A 17564-nucleotide genomic window follows, 5' to 3' on the forward strand; every position below is an offset into this window, starting at 1 on the left:
GGTTCCCAGACGGGACCGGCCCGTCCGTCATCACAACCAGACTTTCCTCTTAGGATGGCCGCACCGGGCAGGCCGGGCCAGTGCGCCCACGTGCCCGGCCTGCCCCCTACCCCGAGGAGACACCCATGCCCCCGATCGACGCCGCCGCCCAACGCCTGGGCAGCGCCTATGTGTTGGACGCACGCATCGGCGGGGGCGCGCAAGGGGATGTGTGGCTCGCCCACCGCAACGACGCCCCCGGCATTCCGTTGGCGGTCAAGTTGCTGCGCGCCGACCTGCTGGAGGACGCCGACGTCGTCGAGCGTTTCATCCGAGAGCGCGCCACCTTGATGCGGGTGTCCTCCCCCTACGTCGTGGGCGTGCAGGACATGGTGATTGAGGGCAGCCGCTTCGCCATCGTCATGGACTATGTGGGCGGCGGCACCCTGCGGGGGCTGCTCAATGAGCAAGGGGTGCTGTCACCCGCCGAGGTGGCTCGGGTCGGGGCCATGCTCGCGAGCGGACTGGCCGTCGTTCACGATGCCGGCATCGTCCACCGCGACATCAAGCCCGCCAACGTGCTGATCTCCCCACCGGGCGGGAGTGCCGATCCGGCCGACGGTGATGACACCGTGGTCGGTCAGGGCGCCTGGACGCCCCGACTCGCCGACTTCGGGGTCGCCCGCATCTGTGACACGGTCGCCTCCTCCCACGCCACCGGCGCCATTGGCACCCCGTTGTACATGGCCCCGAGATCCTCGATCCCGCCGCCCCCACGCCGGCCGCCGACGTCTACTCCCTCGGTGTGCTGTTGTACGAGGCCGCCTGCGGCATCACCCCGTTCGTCGGTGCCCCTCCCAGGTGCTCGCGCAGCACGCCCGCCGTGCTCCCGGCCGCCCAGACGGCGTTCCCGACGCCCTGTGGAGTGTGCTGGAGCGCATGCTCGCCAAGCAGCCGGCCGCCCGTCCCAGTGCCCGCGAGGTCGCCGCTGCACTGCGAATGGCCGCTCCCGCGCTGGCGGGCTGCGCCCCCGCTCGCCGCCTGACCGTGCCCCCGCCGTCCGCTCCTGCGGCCGCGCCCTACCTGTGGGCCGACGACGCGCTGCCCGGTTCGGCGATGGCTCCGACTGAGGCGGGCCCGGCCGGGCCCGAGGCCGGGACTCCTCCCACCGCCCCGCTGGCGCTGCCGCCGACGGCGGTCGCCGCGGGCGAGCCCACACGCGTGTCCGCCGCATCCGCCGCACCCGCCGCAGGTGAGGCCGCTGCGCAGGCCCGGTTCGCCGGCGCCCCGCAGCCGCCCGCCCCGCCGGCCGACTGGGCGCCCCCGAATGTTGGAGCCGTGTCCCGACCAGTGCCACGCAGCCGCCGCCCCAGGCGCGCGCTTTTCGGTGTAATCGGCGCGGTCGTCGTGCTCGCCGTCGCCGTCGGCGGGGTGATCGTCTGGCGGCACCGGACCGCGGGTGCGCCCGGTCCCACCGCCGTAGCCGCACTGCCCGCACAGGCCGACACGATCGAGCTGCAGCGAATCACCGATGTCGATGAGTACCGCCTTGCGCCCGACCACGGTGCCCTGGCGGCGGAGACCAGCTACAAGCACTGGTCGCTGTACGACCTGGACGCCGCGGGCCAGGCCCCGGTCTGGTCCGGCGACTGTGACTCGGCGGGCTTCTGGACCAGCGAGACCTTCCTGTGCGTCCAGGACGACACCGGGCAGCTGATCGGCCTGGACGGCACCGAGGCCGGCGGTGTCCTCGCGTTCGACGAGCGCAAGCAGCTGGGAACCACGGGAAGCGCCGCCATTGTGCTCGACGGCAGCTACTCCGGCTCGCTCGTGGCCATGGACGCCGACGGCGAGCAGGTGTGGCGCCGCGACGGCGGCTTCCGCGAGGCGCGCATCGGTGCGGGCTTCATCGTCACCTACGAGACCGGCTCCGAGCGGCTGCTCGTGCTCTCCGCGGAAACCGGGGAGGTACTCCTGTCCGAGGCGGCCGAGAACGCCCCCGACTTCGACTCCTCCCTGCCTGGCGGCATCGGCATCGACGCTGGCACGCAGGCCTTCTACAAGGTCGATGGCGAGGCGGTGACCGTCTACGACGCCACCGGCACCGAGGTCGGCACCGTGGACGGGGCCGGTACCCGTTCGGATTGGGTGCTTTCCGACGCCGTGAGTGCCGAGCAGCTGGTGGAGCTGCTGCGCAGCGCTGCCGCTGACAGCTCGGTGCACGTGCGCGGCCGAAGCGCCGAGGCCGGGCTCACGCTCAATACGATCGACTGTACCGTCACCGGCCCCGACGGAGCGAGCTATGACGTTCCGGAGCGCACCGACGGGGAGGCCTGCGTCATCACCCCGGAGGGACTCATCGGCAAAGACGAAGGTGTGCTATTCACAATGGGGCAGCCCTCCTCGCGCACGGACGCCACCGGAGACAACGTGATCGCCTACGACCTCGACGACGGCGAGCAGCTCTGGCAGGCGGCCGGCACCCTGGTGGGTGTGCTGCCGCCGTCGGACAATGCCGCCGGCAAGGCCGCCGGGGCCCCGCGCATGCTGGTGGCCGAGGGAGACGACCTGGTCATTCACGCCGTCGTGGGCAAGTAAGCCGAGACTGGGCGCCGCCGGTCAGGCCTGCGCCACCGGGCCAACGGAACGGGGCATCTGCCCGGAAGCCGCCGTGGAGGCCTGGTCCGGCGAGGGAGTAGCCGCCGCGATAGGGCCGTGGCCTCTGCCTGGTTCTTCGGCGTCATCACCCCTCGACTCTGCGGCTGGCGGCGCCTGCGTCGTCGGAGGCCTTCGCCGCGCGGGGCGGTCTAGGTCCGGTTGTGTAAGTGCTTGGGTGGCGGTGCGCGGTTGGGTGGCGGTGTGTGGTTTTTGAGCCTGTCTGTTGGACCGCTGTTCCCCCGTTGGACCGCTGTTCCCCGGTTGGACCCCTGTTCCCCGGTTGGACCGCCGTAGCCGCCGGTTACAGCGGTCCAACGGGGCGTGGGCGGTCCAACGGGGCGGTGCAGGTCCCACTCGCCCCCTTCGTCGGGCGCACACCAAGCCCACTCAAGCTGGGGCCCGGTAGCCGCCGGATACGACGAACTCGCCATCCGCTATCAGACCATCATCCACATCGCCAGCACCGACCCACCACCACAAACGACTTACACAACACGACACTAGGTATGCGGGCTACCTGATCGGCACGGTCAAGATCTCCTCCGAGCAAGAGGTGAGCGTTCCATTGTTCTTGATACAGATCCCTGATGATTTGCTCTTCATTAGGATGTGGTCGTCTTATGCGACTTCAGGCTGCACGCTTTTGAAGGGCAACTCCCGGCATTTGGTTGTCGACTTCATTAACTCCGATGAAAATAGCATTGTGCTGGCCGGCTACATCTCGGGAACAATGGTGGCCAATGATGTTCGTAGTCTCCCGGTGGTATGGCCGGACACGGGGGAGGATACGGGGCGCTTCGCGTTTGGGGGTGTGGGTGGAGCCGGGAGGAGGTTCGTCGGCTTGCTTTGCGCTGGCGTGGTCTGCTACGCCGGTTCGGTGTCTGCTGAAGGGTTCTGGGCCCTTCAGCGGAGCTCAAACTGGCGTAGCAGAGGCCGAAGGGGCGTACCCAACGACCGCGCGCTGGCCTTGACCCCACTCGCTCTACGCCCGCGACACCGCCCCGAGGACATCCCCGCCGCCGGTGACGTCGTCGTCAGCCTCAGAACATCCTCGCAGGCCCCACGACATCGCTGCCCGGACGCCCGAGCACGACCTCGCGCGCCCGAGCACGACCACCTAGCCGGGCCGGTGCACGCCGAATAGCGCACCCGACCACGACCACCCGCGGGCCCGAACCACCACACCCACAATCCGCAGAGCCCGTGAGCATTCGATGGTGCTCCCAGCTGTCACAGATTGCACCACTTTTGCTGGGACATGCCGGAACCTTGGTCGACAGAACCGCATGATTTCAACGATGTGCGCTAGGTGGCTCGCGTCCGGGCAGGTAAAGTGGTGCAATCAGTGACAGCTGGGCGATGGTCACCGTGGTGAACCGGCAGGCTCACCGGTTTCCTCGCCCGGAGACACGCCGGCCGCCACATCCACAAGCACGACGAGCCGGCCTGGATGGCCTGGCGGGGTTGCTAGAGGACACGCCCCGGCCCTCGAGGACGCCTCCCGGGAGAGCGTCCTAGGCGGCCCGACGACGTCCCCGCCGACCCGAGCACGACCGCACCGCACCAACCACCACCCCACACCACAGCCCCGGCCGGACCTCACACCCGCAAACCGGAAGCGCCTGTTTACTACGCCGGTTGGGTGTCTGCTGAAGGGGTCTGGGGAGGTCAAACTGGCGTAGCAGAGGCCGAAGGGGCGTACCCAACGACCGCGCCCTGGCCTCGATCCCACTCGCTCCACGCCCGTGGCACCGCCCCGAGGACATCCCCGCCGCCGGTGACGTCGTCGTCAGCCTCAGAACGTCCGCGCAGGACCCACGACCTCGTTTCCCGCACGCCCGAGCACGACCTCATCGTCCCGAACACGACCACCAAGTCGGACCCGTCCGCGCCGAACAGCGCGCCGAACACGACCAACCGCGAGCCCGAACCACCACACCCACAAACGCGAAGAGCCGGATACGGTGACCATGGACATGATCGGTGAGGATGACGCTTTCGGTCAGCATCTGGCGGTTCGCCTGACCGATATACCGGTCGTGGAGGCGTAGACGCAGGGAGCGAGACCCTTGGCGGCCGCAAGCGGGGCAGTCCTCCCTATGGTGGCGGGCTTCATCGGACGGTTAGCGTCGGTGTGTTCCCGTCCGCAGTGAAGGAGCCCCCGATGCTGAGTCGACCTTCGAGCAGCCACGGCCAATCCGTGATGCCATCTGTAGCGCCGCGTACTGTTGCCTCACGCGCTTCCACGTCCTGCGGGATGACCCGCCGCGGCGTGCTGCTCGGTGCGACTGCGGTTGCGCTGGGCGGGCTGTTCAGCGGTTGCGCGGCGGGAAATCGATCTCCAGACACGGGGAGTACTACCGCGGCAGCCACAGCCGAGGCCGTCACTTTGGACGCGCAGTACAGGGGCGCAATCCTGACTGTGCAGGTGGGCCCTGCAGCGTCATACGGCGGGTATACGGTTGTGCGCCTGCGAATCGCCACCGACTCTCAGAAGATGATGGACCTCGCGGGTGTCTTCGCGTCGCCCAAAGACTCGCTCGCCATGACCCAGATCTACATGTTGTCGCTCGCTCGGGATCAGGCTTATCTGGAATTGACTCTGAAGTCCGCCGTCGGGCGATACGGGGTGGCTCAGGGAAAGCCGCTGGACCTGTTCCCCGTATTCGGTGCGGTGGACCCTGACGTACGTGAGGTGGAGGTCTTCCTACCTAACCTCGGGGTTGCCCTGGGAGTACCAGTGGTGTCCTCGGAGGAGGTCGACTTCCCCGTGACCGAGATAATCGACGACGCGGGGCTCACAAACCAATACCCCTTGCAAACTGACCCTTTCGCCATCGGATCCCTTGCCATCGCGGGTGACGGATCGTCGGATACGGCGGTGCTCAACGGCCAGACCACGGTCACCCTGCTGAGCGACCTGCTCTTCTCCGACGACAGCACCGCTGAACCGGAACTTTCCGAGCGAGCCGATGACATGCTCGCCGCCGTCGTGAAGCAGTTGGCGTCCTTCCCCTCGGGTGGCACCGTGTCGGTATGCGGGCATGAGACAGAGCACAACTACGACGGCGATGTTGAGGGGGGCGAGGCGGAGGCTCAGGCGGTCGCGGATAGATTGGCTGATCTGGCCGACCTGGAGCACTGGGAGGTGTCGATTGAAGGTGGCGATTACCGTACGCCGCGTCTCGATAGGCACAGCAGCCTCGGGACCTGGCTGTATGACGAGGAGTTCGCGCACATCAACCGGCGAGTCGAGGTCGTGCTGGTCCCCAACGATCCAACCGAGGGCGATACTTCGGACGCCGCCGTCGGCGATGCGGAGCCGCAGGCGACCGGCCCGGTCGCAAACGGCGCTCAGGGTGTCACCGTCACTGTGGGCGAATGGGGGAAACTGACCCTGTCCATGGAACGGGTCATTCGCGTAGACGGTTTCCTGGTCGGTACGGTGATGCTGGGGGTAGAGGAGACCCTCGGGGTAAACGTGTACCCCAAGGGCGCCTTCCTACTCCCTGACACCGCCCAGGGGGCTCACTGGGGTGACTGCCTGAACTATGCCTGCAACCTGACATTGCTCAATGGCAGCGTCAGGCAGCTGCCGGCGGAGTACTGGAAAACTGGTGGTGGTAACGACTACGTGCCGCTCACTAACTACATGAGCGACGACGTCCTTCCTGCCGATCTGGTTCAGATTCCGGTGATCTGGCCGGACGTGGGTGGGGATACGGTCACGCTCGACCTGCCGGGTGGTGCGAACTGTGAGGGTGAGGCGATCACCGCTCGCCTTACTGACATACCCGTCGTCGAGGCGTAGGGGATGAGGCCACCGATCGGGGCGTCTGCGGGAGAGCTCTCCCCATGGCGACGCACGCCGCCGGCCGGTTAGGGTCGGTGTGTTCCCACGCCGAAGCAAAGGAGCCAGTAATGCCCCAGCGGAATTCATATACCCACGCTCAGTCTGCGGTGCGGTCCGCTTCCGCCTGGCGCACTTCCACGCCCCATGGACCATCCCGCCGCGGCGTGCTGCTCGGTGCGACGGCGGCCGTGCTGGGTGGGGTGCTTGGCGGTTGCACGGTGGGTGGGGATTCGACGGCTGATGACGGGGCATCGCCGACGCCGACCGCGGCCCCGGTGGTGCTTGAGACTGAGTACGCGGGCGCCTCCTTGACCGTCCAAGTGGGGCCCGCCGCGGTGGTGGACGAGTTCACTGTGGTGAGAGTGATGATCAGTACTGACATCACTGATGAGATTGACGTAACCGAGTTGTTCGGAGGGTGGGGCGGCAGCTTCGGCAATATGTGGAGCATTCATATGCTCTCCCTGGCGAATGGGCTTGCATTCCCCCAGCTGGGCCACAGCTCATATGCCGGGGACTATTACATCTCTGCAGATGATGCGGCTGAGCTGTATCCAGTTTTCGCCGCGGTGAACAGTGACATCGACAGGGTCGAGGTGTTCCTCCCCAATGTCGGCACGGCCATAGACGTGCCCGTGGTGGATCTCGGTGGGGCCGCTCTTACCTCGGAGCAGGTGGACAGGGCAGTCAGTCTAGCGGAGCAGAATGAGTGGCTGCGAAACAACGGGGACGGCCCATTCCCAATCACTTCGCTCACAGTGGCAGGAGACTGGTCGGCAGACACCGCTGTCTCCAGCGATCCTTCTGGGGCCGTTGTCGTGAGCATGCTCGGCGACCGACTGTTCAACGACGAAGACCCCGACGACCCCAAGGCGGTCGAGTTGTCTGGTGATGCCGACGAGGTCATGGCACCCCTCGTGAGGCAACTCGAGTCCTATCCCTCTGGTGGTCAGCTGCAGCTCACCGGGCACCAGCCGTTCCGGGCCCCCTACTTCCACTACACGACGCACGAGGGCGGGCCCCGGGCAGAGGCGCAGGCGATAGCGGACCGGTTGGCTGAACTGACCGACCTGAGTCGGTGGGAGGTTGCGGTGTCCGGCGAGGAGGATTCGCAAGAACGGAACGTGGACTACGGCGACCCTGACAATGATCTGCTCTTCTACTACAACTACCGAGTGGAAGCGAGGGCGACGCCGGAAGATCCGGCCGAGCGCGTCGCGGCAGACGTAGCCGAAGACGAACTCGGGCTGGGAACAGGTGTGCCCGTCGCGTCCGGAGCCGAGGGCGTAGACATCGAGGTCGAAGGCGTGCGTGCCCACCTGGCCTTGGATGAGGTGGTGCGGGTTGGAGAATTCCTCGTGGGTACGGTCTCCCTCAGCGCTGAACAATCACTGCCCGCCAGCGCCTTCCTCTTGCCGGACTCGGGTCAATGCGCATATTGGAACGGCCGAATCGGCCACGCCTGCAACCTGACCCTGCTGGTGGGCGACGCTCGAAGGCTGCCAGTGGCCTATGTGGACCATATTGGCCTCAACACACCGGTGACGAATACCTGGGGTGCATCTGGGGCGCTTGTTCCGTCAGACTGGACAACCTCTATCCCCGTGGTCTGGCCGGATGTGGGTGGAGACACGGTTACGCTCGACTTGCCGGGCGGGCCCAACGCCCTCGGTCAGCCGATCGCCGCCCGCCTGACCGACATTCCCGTCGTCGACGCCTGAGCGGGTCGGCGCCTGCCACGTTCGGCGTCGGCGTGACCAAGAGCACCGTGGGCCATCGTCGTCGGGCTTGCGTCGCGTGGGGTTGCGGCGTGTATCGTCGGGTCCGCCAAAGACCGCAGGTCTCCCGCGCAAGCGGGGCCAAGTCCGCGCCACGCGGAGCCGGCGCAGGTGAGAACGAGCCCAACGGCTATCGGTGCACTCCGAGTGCCGTGACGAGCCCCGTGCCCACCGGCGCGGGGCTTTTTCAGTGCCGGAACCTGTGGCAGACCACGGAAGGAGGGCCCATGGCAAGGCCTGAGAAGGACGCGGCTGTTGCACAGCTGGCGGACAAGTTCCGTGAGGCCAACGCCGTTCTGCTCACCGAGTACCGTGGGCTGAGCGTCGCCGACCTCAAGGAGTTGCGCCGCTCGCTCGCCGGCAACGCCGAATACACCGTGGCGAAGAACACGCTGGCATCCATCGCCGCCCGTCGCGTCGGACTGGAAGCGATTGTGGACGACCTGAAGGGCCCCACCGCCCTGACGTTCGTGACCGGGGAGCCGGTCGAGGCCGCTAAGGCCCTGCGTGACTTCGCCAAGGACAACAAGAACCTCATCATCAAGTCCGGCGTCATGGACGGCAACGCCCTGACCGCCGACGAGATCGACCGGCTCGCTTCGCTCGAGTCCCGCGAGGTCCTGCTGGCCAAGGCTGCGGGCGCTATCAAGGCGTCCCTGTCGAAGGCCGCGTACCTGTTCGCTGCGCCCGCCTCCAAGGCGGTCCGCACCGTCGACGCCCTGCGCGAGAAGCAGGAATCCGCGGCCTGAGCCGCGTCCACCACCAACCCAAAATCGCCCTGCGCACAGACACGGCGCAGGACCCCTTTTCCAGGAAGGAACGCCCATCATGGCGAAGCTGACCACCGACGAGCTCATCGAGGCCTTCAAGGAGCTCTCCCTCATCGAGCTGTCCGATTTCGTTAAGGCCTTCGAGGAGACCTTCGACGTTACCGCCGCGGCCCCGGCCGCTGCCGTCGTCGCCGCCGCCCCCGGTGCTGCTGCCGGCGGTGCCGCCGAGGAGGAGAAGACCGAGTTCGACGTCATCCTCGAGTCCGCTGGCGACAAGAAGATCCAGGTCATCAAGGAGGTGCGCGCCCTGACCTCCCTCGGCCTGAAGGAGGCCAAGGACCTCGTCGAGGCCGCCCCCAAGGCCGTCCTCGAGGGCGCCGCCAAGGACGCTGCCGAGAAGGCCAAGGCTCAGCTCGAGGACGCCGGCGCCACCGTCACCCTCAAGTGAGTTCGTCCCCGACGGCGTCGGCACCTCGCCGGCGCCGGGGGACCGCATAAACACCGGCGTCGCCCCGACCACCCACGCGTGGTCGGGGCGACGCCGTATCACGCCCACGACGGGCCTGCGGCAGTGCAGCTGCTGCGGCTGGATTGCGGGGCCGTAGGCAGGGTCGGTGCTGGGAGAGCTGTGCCGCCGGGGGAGTGGGGCAGTATGCGGGATTGTGGCGGGAATCGCAAGGAGGAACACCGTCTCGGCGTGGATCGGTGCGGCGTGAGCGTGTAGGCTAGCTCTTCGCGTACCTTGTGTGTACTGGCCTCAGTGGTACTGCCCGCGAGCCGGCGCGACCAGTCGGCGGACCCGAGAGGGGAGCGTGGGGGAACTGCCGGGCCCGCACACAGGTGTACGCAGAGTGATCCCCGAGATGAGGGAAGGATCCCCTTTGGCTGCCTCGCGCACCTCTGCACCAACCGCCGCTGACATCGCCGCGCGTACCGCGTCGCGTCGAATCAATTTCGCCAAGATTGCCGAGCCGATGCAGGCTCCGAATCTTCTGGGCCTGCAGACCGAGAGCTTCGACTGGCTCGTGGGCAACGAGAAGTGGCGCGCCCGAGTGGACGCCGCCAACGCCGCCCAGCCGGGCTCGCTGCCGGAAACCTCCGGGCTGGAAGAGATCTTCGACGAGATCTCGCCGATTGAGGACTTCGGCGAGACCATGGCCCTGTCCTTCCACGACCACCGCTTCGAAGAGCCGAAGTACACGGCCGAGGAGTGCCAGGAGAAGGACCTGACCTACTCCGCCCCGCTGTACGTGGTGGCGGACTTCGAGAACTTCACCACCGGTGAGATCAAGTCCCAGACGGTCTTCATGGGCGACTTCCCGCTCATGACCGACAAGGGCACCTTCATCGTTAACGGCTCGGAGCGCGTCGTCGTCTCCCAGCTGGTCCGCTCCCCGGGCGTGTACTTCGAGCGCACCACCGAGAAGGCCTCGGACAAGTACGTCTACAACGTCAAGTTCATCCCCTCGCGCGGCGCCTGGCTGGAGTTCGAGGTGGACAAGAACGACCGCGTGGCCGTGCGCATCGACCGCAAGCGCAAGCAGGACATCGCCGTCTTCCTGCTGGCACTGGGCCTGGACGAGGCCGAGATCCGCGAGGAGTTCAAGGACTACCCGGCGCTGACCACCGCCCTGGATGAGGACCGCAAGGTCACCACCCAGGACGAGGCCCTGCTGGACATCTACAAGAAGATCCGTCCCGGTGAGCCGCCCAGCGTCGAGGCCGGCCGCACCCTGCTGGAGAACTTCTACTTCAACGCCAAGCGCTACGACCTGGCCAAGGTCGGCCGCTACAAGATCAACAAGAAGCTCGGCCTGGCCGCGGACCTGAACGAGTCCGTGCTGCGCATCGAGGACATCGTCGCCGCCATCAAGTACCTGCTCGCGCTGCATGCCGGCGCCGAGACCGTCGAGGGCGTGCGCGACGGGGAGATCGTGGACCTCGCCGTCGAGTACGACGACATCGACCACCTCGGCAACCGCCGCATCCGCGCCGTCGGCGAGCTCATCCAGTCGCAGGTGCGCACCGGCATGAGCCGCATGGAGCGGCAGGTGCGCGAGCGCATGACCACTCAGGACGTCGAGGCCATCACCCCGAATACCCTGATCAACATCCGGCCCGTCACGGCCGCGATCAAGGAGTTCTTCGGCACCAGCCAGCTGTCCCAGTTCATGGACCAGAACAACCCGCTGGCCGGCCTGACCCACAAGCGGCGTCTGTCCGCGCTCGGCCCCGGCGGTCTGTCCCGGGAGCGCGCCTCCATGGAGGTGCGCGACGTGCACACCTCCCACTACGGGCGCATGTGCCCCATCGAGTCCCCCGAGGGCCCGAACATCGGTCTGATCGGCTCGCTGGCCACCTTCGGGCGCATCAACCCCTTCGGCTTCATCGAGACCCCCTACCGGGTGGTGCGCGACGGTCAGGTCACCGATGAGATCCACTATCTGACCGCCGACGACGAGGACCGCCACGTCATCGCCCAGGCGAACGTGGAACTCACCGCCGACGAGCACTTCGCCGAGGACCACGTGCTGTGCCGCGTGACCGGTGGCGAGCCGGCCCTGGTGCCGGCCTCCCAGGTGGACCTCATGGACGTGTCCCCGCGGCAGATGGTCTCCGTGGGTACTTCGCTGATCCCGTTCCTCGAGCACGACGACGCCAACCGCGCCCTCATGGGTGCCAACATGCAGCGCCAGGCCGTGCCGCTGATCCGCCCCGACGCCCCGCTTGTGGGCACCGGCATGGAGCGGCGCACCGCCGTCGACGCCGGTGACGTACTGGTCGCCTCCAAGGGCGGCGTGGTCACCGAGGTGTGCGCCGACTTCGTGCGCGTGGCCAACGACGACGGCACCGAGACCGTCTACAAGGTCGCCAAGTTCCGCCGCTCCAACCAGGGCAACTGCTACAACCAGCGCGTGGTCGCCTCCGAGGGCGAGCGCGTGGAGGTCGGCAGCGTGCTCGCGGACGGCCCCGCCACCGACGACGGCGACCTGGCCCTGGGCCAGAACCTCCTGGTCGCCTTCATGACCTGGGAGGGCCTGAACTACGAGGACGCCATCATCGTCTCCCAGCGCGTGGTCGCCGAGGACCTGCTCACCTCGATCCACATCGAGGAGCACGAGGTCGACGCGCGCGACACCAAGCTGGGCGCCGAGGAGATCACCCGCGACATCCCCAACGTCTCCGAGGAGGCGCTGGCCAACCTGGACGAGCGCGGCATTATCCGCATCGGTGCCGAGGTCCGCAGCGGCGACATCCTGGTCGGCAAGGTCACCCCGAAGGGCGAGACCGAGCTGACCAGTGAGGAGCGGCTGCTGCGCGCCATCTTCGGTGAGAAGGCCCGCGAGGTGCGCGACACCTCCCTGCGCGTGCCCCACGGCGAGTACGGCATCGTCACCGGCGTGCGCGAGTTCGACGCCTCCTCCGAGGACGCCGAACTGCCCGCCGGCGTGAACCGGATGGTGCGCGTGTACATCGCTCAGCGCCGCAAGATCACCGTCGGTGACAAGCTCTCGGGCCGCCACGGCAACAAGGGCGTCATCTCGAAGATCCTGCCCGTGGAGGACATGCCCTTCCTCGCCGACGGCACCCCGGTGGACGTCATCCTCAACCCGCTGGGCGTGCCCAGCCGTATGAACGTCGGTCAGGTCCTCGAGCTGCACCTGGGCTGGGTCGCCTCCCGCGGCTGGGACGCCTCCGCCGCCCGCGAGGCCGGCGAGGCCTGGGCCGAGCGCCTGCCCGAGAACGGCGTGTCCGCCGAGCCCGGTACGCCCGTGGCCACCCCGGTGTTCGACGGTGTGCGCGACGACGAGATCATGGGCCTGCTCGACTCCACCCTGCCCAACCGGGACGGCCTCCAGCTGGTTCAGCCCGACGGCAAGGCGCGGCTGTTCGACGGCCGCTCCGGAGAGCCCTTCCCGTACCCGGTGTCGGTCGGCTACATGTACATCCTCAAGCTGCACCACCTGGTGGACGACAAGATTCACGCCCGCTCCACCGGCCCGTACTCGATGATCACCCAGCAGCCGCTGGGCGGTAAGGCGCAGTTCGGTGGCCAGCGCTTCGGCGAGATGGAGGTGTGGGCCATGGAGGCGTACGGCGCCGCCCACGCCCTCCAGGAGCTGCTGACCGTCAAGTCCGACGACGTCAACGGGCGCGTGAAGGTCTACGAGGCCATCGTCAAGGGCGAGGACATCCCCGAGCCCGGCATCCCCGAGTCCTTCAAGGTGCTCATGAAGGAGATGCAGTCGCTGTGCCTGAACGTTGAGGCCCTGGACGCCGCCGGCAATGTCATCGGCCTGGATGACACCGACGACGACGGCCGGCGCGCCTCCGAGGAGCTCGGCTTCGACCTGGGTCGCCGTCCTGGCGGAAGCGCCATGGCGGTGGACGAGATCTAACCCCAACGTCCGGGAGGTCGGGCGCCCAGCGCGCCGGCCCTCCCGGGCCAACGGGCCCGGTGCCGCCGTGGAAACGCGGCACCGGAAACCCTTAAGACTTTTGAGCTGACCACTCTGAATCGGAAGTAGGAACTGTGCTCGACGCCAACGTGTTCGACAGGATCCAGCTCGGCCTTGCCACCGCCGAGGACATCAAGTCCTGGTCGCATGGCGAGGTCAAGAAGCCCGAGACCATCAACTACCGCACCCTCAAGCCGGAGAAGGACGGACTCTTCTGCGAGAAGATCTTCGGCCCCACCCGTGACTGGGAGTGCGCGTGCGGCAAGTACAAGCGCGTGCGCTACAAGGGCATCGTCTGCGAGCGCTGCGGAGTCGAGGTGACTCGCTCCAAGGTGCGCCGCGAGCGCATGGCCCACATCAAGCTGGCCGCGCCCGTCACCCACATCTGGTACTTCAAGGGCGTCCCCTCGCGCCTGGGGTACCTGCTCAACCTGGCCCCCAAGGACCTGGAGAAGGTCATCTACTTCGCTGCCCACATGGTCACCGAGGTGGATGAGGAGGCCCGCCACGACGACCTGCCCTCGCTGCGCAACGAGTTCGAGGTCAAGAAGCAGCACGTGGAGGAGGCCGGCCAGGCCGACATCGAGGCCCGCCAGCGGCGTCTGGAGGAGGACCTCGCCCAGCTCGAGGCGGAGGGCGCCGAGCAGGCGCAGCGGGACAAGGCCCGCAAGACCGCCGAGCGCGAGATGGCCTCCCTGCGCCGCAAGAACACCCGCACCCTGGAGCACATGGACAAGGTGTGGGACCGCTTCGTGTCCCTCAAGGTCGGCGACCTCGAGGGCGACGAGGTCCTGTACCGGGACATGGCCGCCGACTACGGCATCTACTTCAAGGGCGCCATGGGCGCAGAGGCCATCCAGGACCGCCTGCGCAACTTCGACCTGGAGGCGGAGGCCGCCGCCCTGAACGAGATTGTCGACAGCGGCACCGGCCAGCGTAAGACCCGCGCCATCAAGCGGCTGAAGGTCATTAACGCCTTCCGCATGACCGGCACCGCCCCCGAGGCCATGGTGCTGGACAACATCCCGGTGATTCCCCCGGACCTGCGCCCCATGGTGCAGCTGGACGGTGGCCGCTTCGCAACCTCCGACCTCAATGACCTGTACCGCCGCGTCATCAACCGCAACAACCGCCTCAAGCGGCTGATGGACCTGGGCGCCCCGACGATCATCGTCAACAACGAGAAGCGCATGCTGCAGGACGCCGTCGACGCCCTGTTCGACAACGGCCGCCGCGGCCGCCCCGTCACCGGTGTGGGCAACCGCCCGCTGAAGTCCCTGTCCGACATGCTCAAGGGCAAGCAGGGGCGCTTCCGTCAGAACCTGCTGGGCAAGCGTGTGGACTACTCGGGCCGCTCCGTCATCGTCGTCGGCCCGCAGCTGAAGCTGCACCAGTGCGGTCTTCCCAGCCAGATGGCCCTGGAGCTGTTCAAGCCCTTCGTCATGAAGCGGCTGGTGGAGCTCAAGGAGGCGCAGAACGTCAAGGCCGCCAAGCGGATGGTCGAGCGCGCCAACCCGAAGGTCTGGGACGTGCTGGCCGAGGTCATCCGCGAGCACCCGGTCCTGCTCAACCGCGCTCCCACGCTGCACCGCCTGGGCATCCAGGCCTTCGAGCCGCAGCTGATCGAGGGCAAGGCCATCCAGTTGCACCCGCTGGTGTGCGGTGCCTTCAACGCCGACTTCGACGGCGACCAGATGGCCGTGCACCTGCCGCTGGGCGCCGAGGCGCAGGCCGAGGCCCGCATCCTGATGCTCTCGAGCAACAACATCCTCAAGCCCTCCGACGGTCGCCCCGTGACCATGCCCTCCCAGGACATGATCATCGGCACCTACTACCTCACCCAGGAGCCGGACCCGGCCGTGGCGGTGGAGACCGACGAGCACGGCGAGCCGATCGTCCCGGCCTTCTCCTCCTACGCGGAGGCGGTCATGGCCTACGACTTCGGCAAGCTGGATGTGAACGCCACCTGCGACATCCGCTTCGAGGAGGGCATCACCGCGCCCGAGGGCTGGCAGCCGCCCGAGAACTGGAGCGAGGGCGACCCGATCACCCTGCGCACCTCCTTCGGCCGCGCGCTGTTCAACACCGCCCTGCCCGAGTCCTTCCCCTACGTCAACTACACCGTTGACAAGAAGAAGCTGGGCAACATCATCAACACGCTGGCGGAGTCCTACCCGCGCGTGGAGGTGGCCGCCTGCCTGGACGAGTTGAAGGCCAACGGCTTCCACTGGTCCACCTGGTCCGGCATCACCGTGGCCTTCGCCGACGTGGTCTCCCCGCCCTCCAAGCCGGAGATCCTCGCCCGCTACGAGGCCGAGGCCGCCGAGATCGAGGAGCAGTTCGAGCTCGGTGCCCTCACCGAGGACGACCGCTACAAGTCGTTGATCGACATCTGGACCAAGGCCACCGACGAGGTCGCCGAGGCCATGCGCGCCAACTTCCCCGAGCGCAACACCGTCTACCAGATGGTGGCGTCCGGTGGCCGCGGCAACTGGGACCAGATTCGCCAGCTGGCCGGCATGCGCGGCCTGGTGGCCGACCCCAAGCAGCGCCTCATCGAGCGGCCGATTGAGTCCAACTACCGGGAGGGTTTGTCCGTCCTGGAGTACTTCATCGCCACCCACGGCGCCCGCAAGGGTCTGGCCGACACGGCTCTGCGCACCGCCGACTCCGGCTACCTGACCCGGCGTCTGGTCGACGTCTCCCAGGACGTGATCGTCCGCGAGGACGACTGCGGCACCCGCAAGGGTCTGACCAAGCGGCTGTTCACCTGGAAGGAGGTCGACGGCGAGCGCGTCAAGGAGGTCTCCGACATCCTGGAGACCACCGTGTTCGGCACCACGCTCGCCCGCGACGCCGTGGACGCCGACGGCAACGTCGTGATCGAGGCCGGCACCGACCTGGGCGACGCCAACATCCGCGCGGCCATCGACGCCGGCATCGAGCAGGTCGTGTGCCGCTCCGTGCTGACCTGCGACTCCGCCGTCGGCACCTGTGCCGCCTGCTACGGTCGCTCCCTGGCCACCGGCAAGCGCGTCGACATCGGTGAGGCGGTCGGCATCATCGCCGCCCAGTCCATCGGTGAGCCCGGAACGCAGCTGACCATGCGTACCTTCCACACCGGTGGTGCGGCCGGCGCCGCCGACATCACCCAGGGTCTGCCCCGTGTGCAGGAGCTCTTCGAGGCCCGCACCCCCAAGGGTGAGGCCGCGGTGGCCGAGGCCGCCGGCACCCTCAAGATTGAGGACGACGCCGACGGCAAGCGGCTGGTCATCACCCGCGACGACGGTGAGGAGGACCTGGTGGTCCCCGTTTCCCGCCGCCAGCGGCTGCTGGTTACCGACGGCGACCACGTGGAGCCGGGCGACGCCCTCACCGAGGGGCCGATCGACCCCAAGAAGCTGCTGCGCCTGCGCAGCGTCGGCGCCACCCAGCGTCACCTGGTGGACGAGGTGCAGGAGGTCTACCGCTCCCAGGGCGTGGACATCCACTCCAAGCACATCGAGGTCATCGTGCGGCAGATGCTGCGTCGCGTGACCGTGCTGGACGCCGGTGACACCAACCTGCTGCAGGGCGACCTGGTGGACGTCTCGCGCTACCGCGAGGAGAACCGCCGGGTCATGGCGGAGGGCGGCAAGACCGCCTCCGCGCGCACCGAGCTGATGGGTATCACCAAGGCGTCGCTGGCCACCGACTCCTGGCTGAGCGCCGCCTCCTTCCAGGAGACCACGCGCGTGCTCACCGAGGCCGCCATGAGCGGCAAGTCGGACCCGCTGCTGGGCCTGAAGGAGAACGTCATCCTGGGCAAGCTGATCCCCGCCGGCACCGGTCTGGCCCGCTACTCGGACATCGAGGTGGAGCCGACCGAGGAGGTCAAGGCGGAGGTCTTCTCCCGGGCCGGCTACGCCGGCGGCGACGGCTTCTCCGCGGGCGACTCGGTGGCGCTGGACGATTTCTCCTTCGGCGGTGACTTCCGCGCGGACTTCTCCGACGACTTCCGCACCGGATTCAACACCTCCTCGGAGGACATCCAGTTCTGACGCGTGGCGGTCGCCTTCCGGCCTCG

Annotated in this window: 7 protein-coding genes and 1 pseudogene; all 8 read left to right on the forward strand. The window is 67.7% G+C overall.

From position 1 onward, the window contains the following. Window positions 1–125: 125 nt before the first annotated feature. Window positions 126–674 (forward strand): annotated as a pseudogene (locus C3B71_RS16325) (serine/threonine-protein kinase); the annotation flags it as partial. Window positions 675–840: 166 nt separating this feature from the next. Continuing rightward, a complete protein-coding gene (locus C3B71_RS03495) occupies window positions 841–2577 on the forward strand; it encodes a hypothetical protein (RefSeq protein ID WP_234416080.1) in 1737 nt (578 codons plus the stop codon). A 2557-nt stretch (window positions 2578–5134) separates the two neighbouring features. Further along, window positions 5135–6448 (forward strand): hypothetical protein, encoded by a 1314-nt coding sequence (locus C3B71_RS03505; protein WP_146752442.1) that lies wholly within the window; start codon window positions 5135–5137, stop codon window positions 6446–6448. Window positions 6449–6765: 317 nt separating this feature from the next. Next, on the forward strand, window positions 6766–8211 hold the full coding sequence (locus C3B71_RS03510) for a hypothetical protein (protein WP_146752441.1): 1446 nt from the start codon (window positions 6766–6768) through the stop codon (window positions 8209–8211). A 284-nt stretch (window positions 8212–8495) separates the two neighbouring features. Beyond that, on the forward strand, window positions 8496–9017 hold the full coding sequence (gene rplJ, locus C3B71_RS03515) for a 50S ribosomal protein L10 (protein WP_073327571.1): 522 nt from the start codon (window positions 8496–8498) through the stop codon (window positions 9015–9017). A gap of 79 nt (window positions 9018–9096) precedes the next feature. After that, window positions 9097–9486 carry a 50S ribosomal protein L7/L12 gene (gene rplL, locus C3B71_RS03520; RefSeq protein WP_073327570.1) on the forward strand — a complete coding sequence of 130 codons (390 nt, stop codon included), beginning with the start codon at window positions 9097–9099 and terminating at the stop codon, window positions 9484–9486. Between the two features lie 433 nt (window positions 9487–9919). Then, window positions 9920–13438, forward strand: a complete 3519-nt coding sequence (gene rpoB, locus C3B71_RS03525; protein ID WP_108966205.1) for a DNA-directed RNA polymerase subunit beta — start codon at window positions 9920–9922, stop codon at window positions 13436–13438. 134 nt (window positions 13439–13572) lie between these two features. Beyond that, window positions 13573–17538, forward strand: a complete 3966-nt coding sequence (locus tag C3B71_RS03530; RefSeq protein ID WP_073327566.1) for a DNA-directed RNA polymerase subunit beta' — start codon at window positions 13573–13575, stop codon at window positions 17536–17538. Window positions 17539–17564: the final 26 nt, after the last annotated feature.

This window comes from Actinomyces sp. Z16 (assembly GCF_003111765.1).
Taxonomy (GTDB): Bacteria; Actinomycetota; Actinomycetes; order Actinomycetales; family Actinomycetaceae; genus Actinomyces; species Actinomyces glycerinitolerans.

What these genes read in the sequence shown, in the direction of transcription:
- C3B71_RS03505 (WP_146752442.1), top strand. Translation starts at nt 5,135, where the DNA reads ATGATGGACCTCGCGGGTGTCTTCGCGTCGCCCAAAGACTCGCTCGCC.
- rplJ (WP_073327571.1), top strand. Translation starts at nt 8,496, where the DNA reads ATGGCAAGGCCTGAGAAGGACGCGGCTGTTGCACAGCTGGCGGACAAG.
- rplL (WP_073327570.1), top strand. Translation starts at nt 9,097, where the DNA reads ATGGCGAAGCTGACCACCGACGAGCTCATCGAGGCCTTCAAGGAGCTC.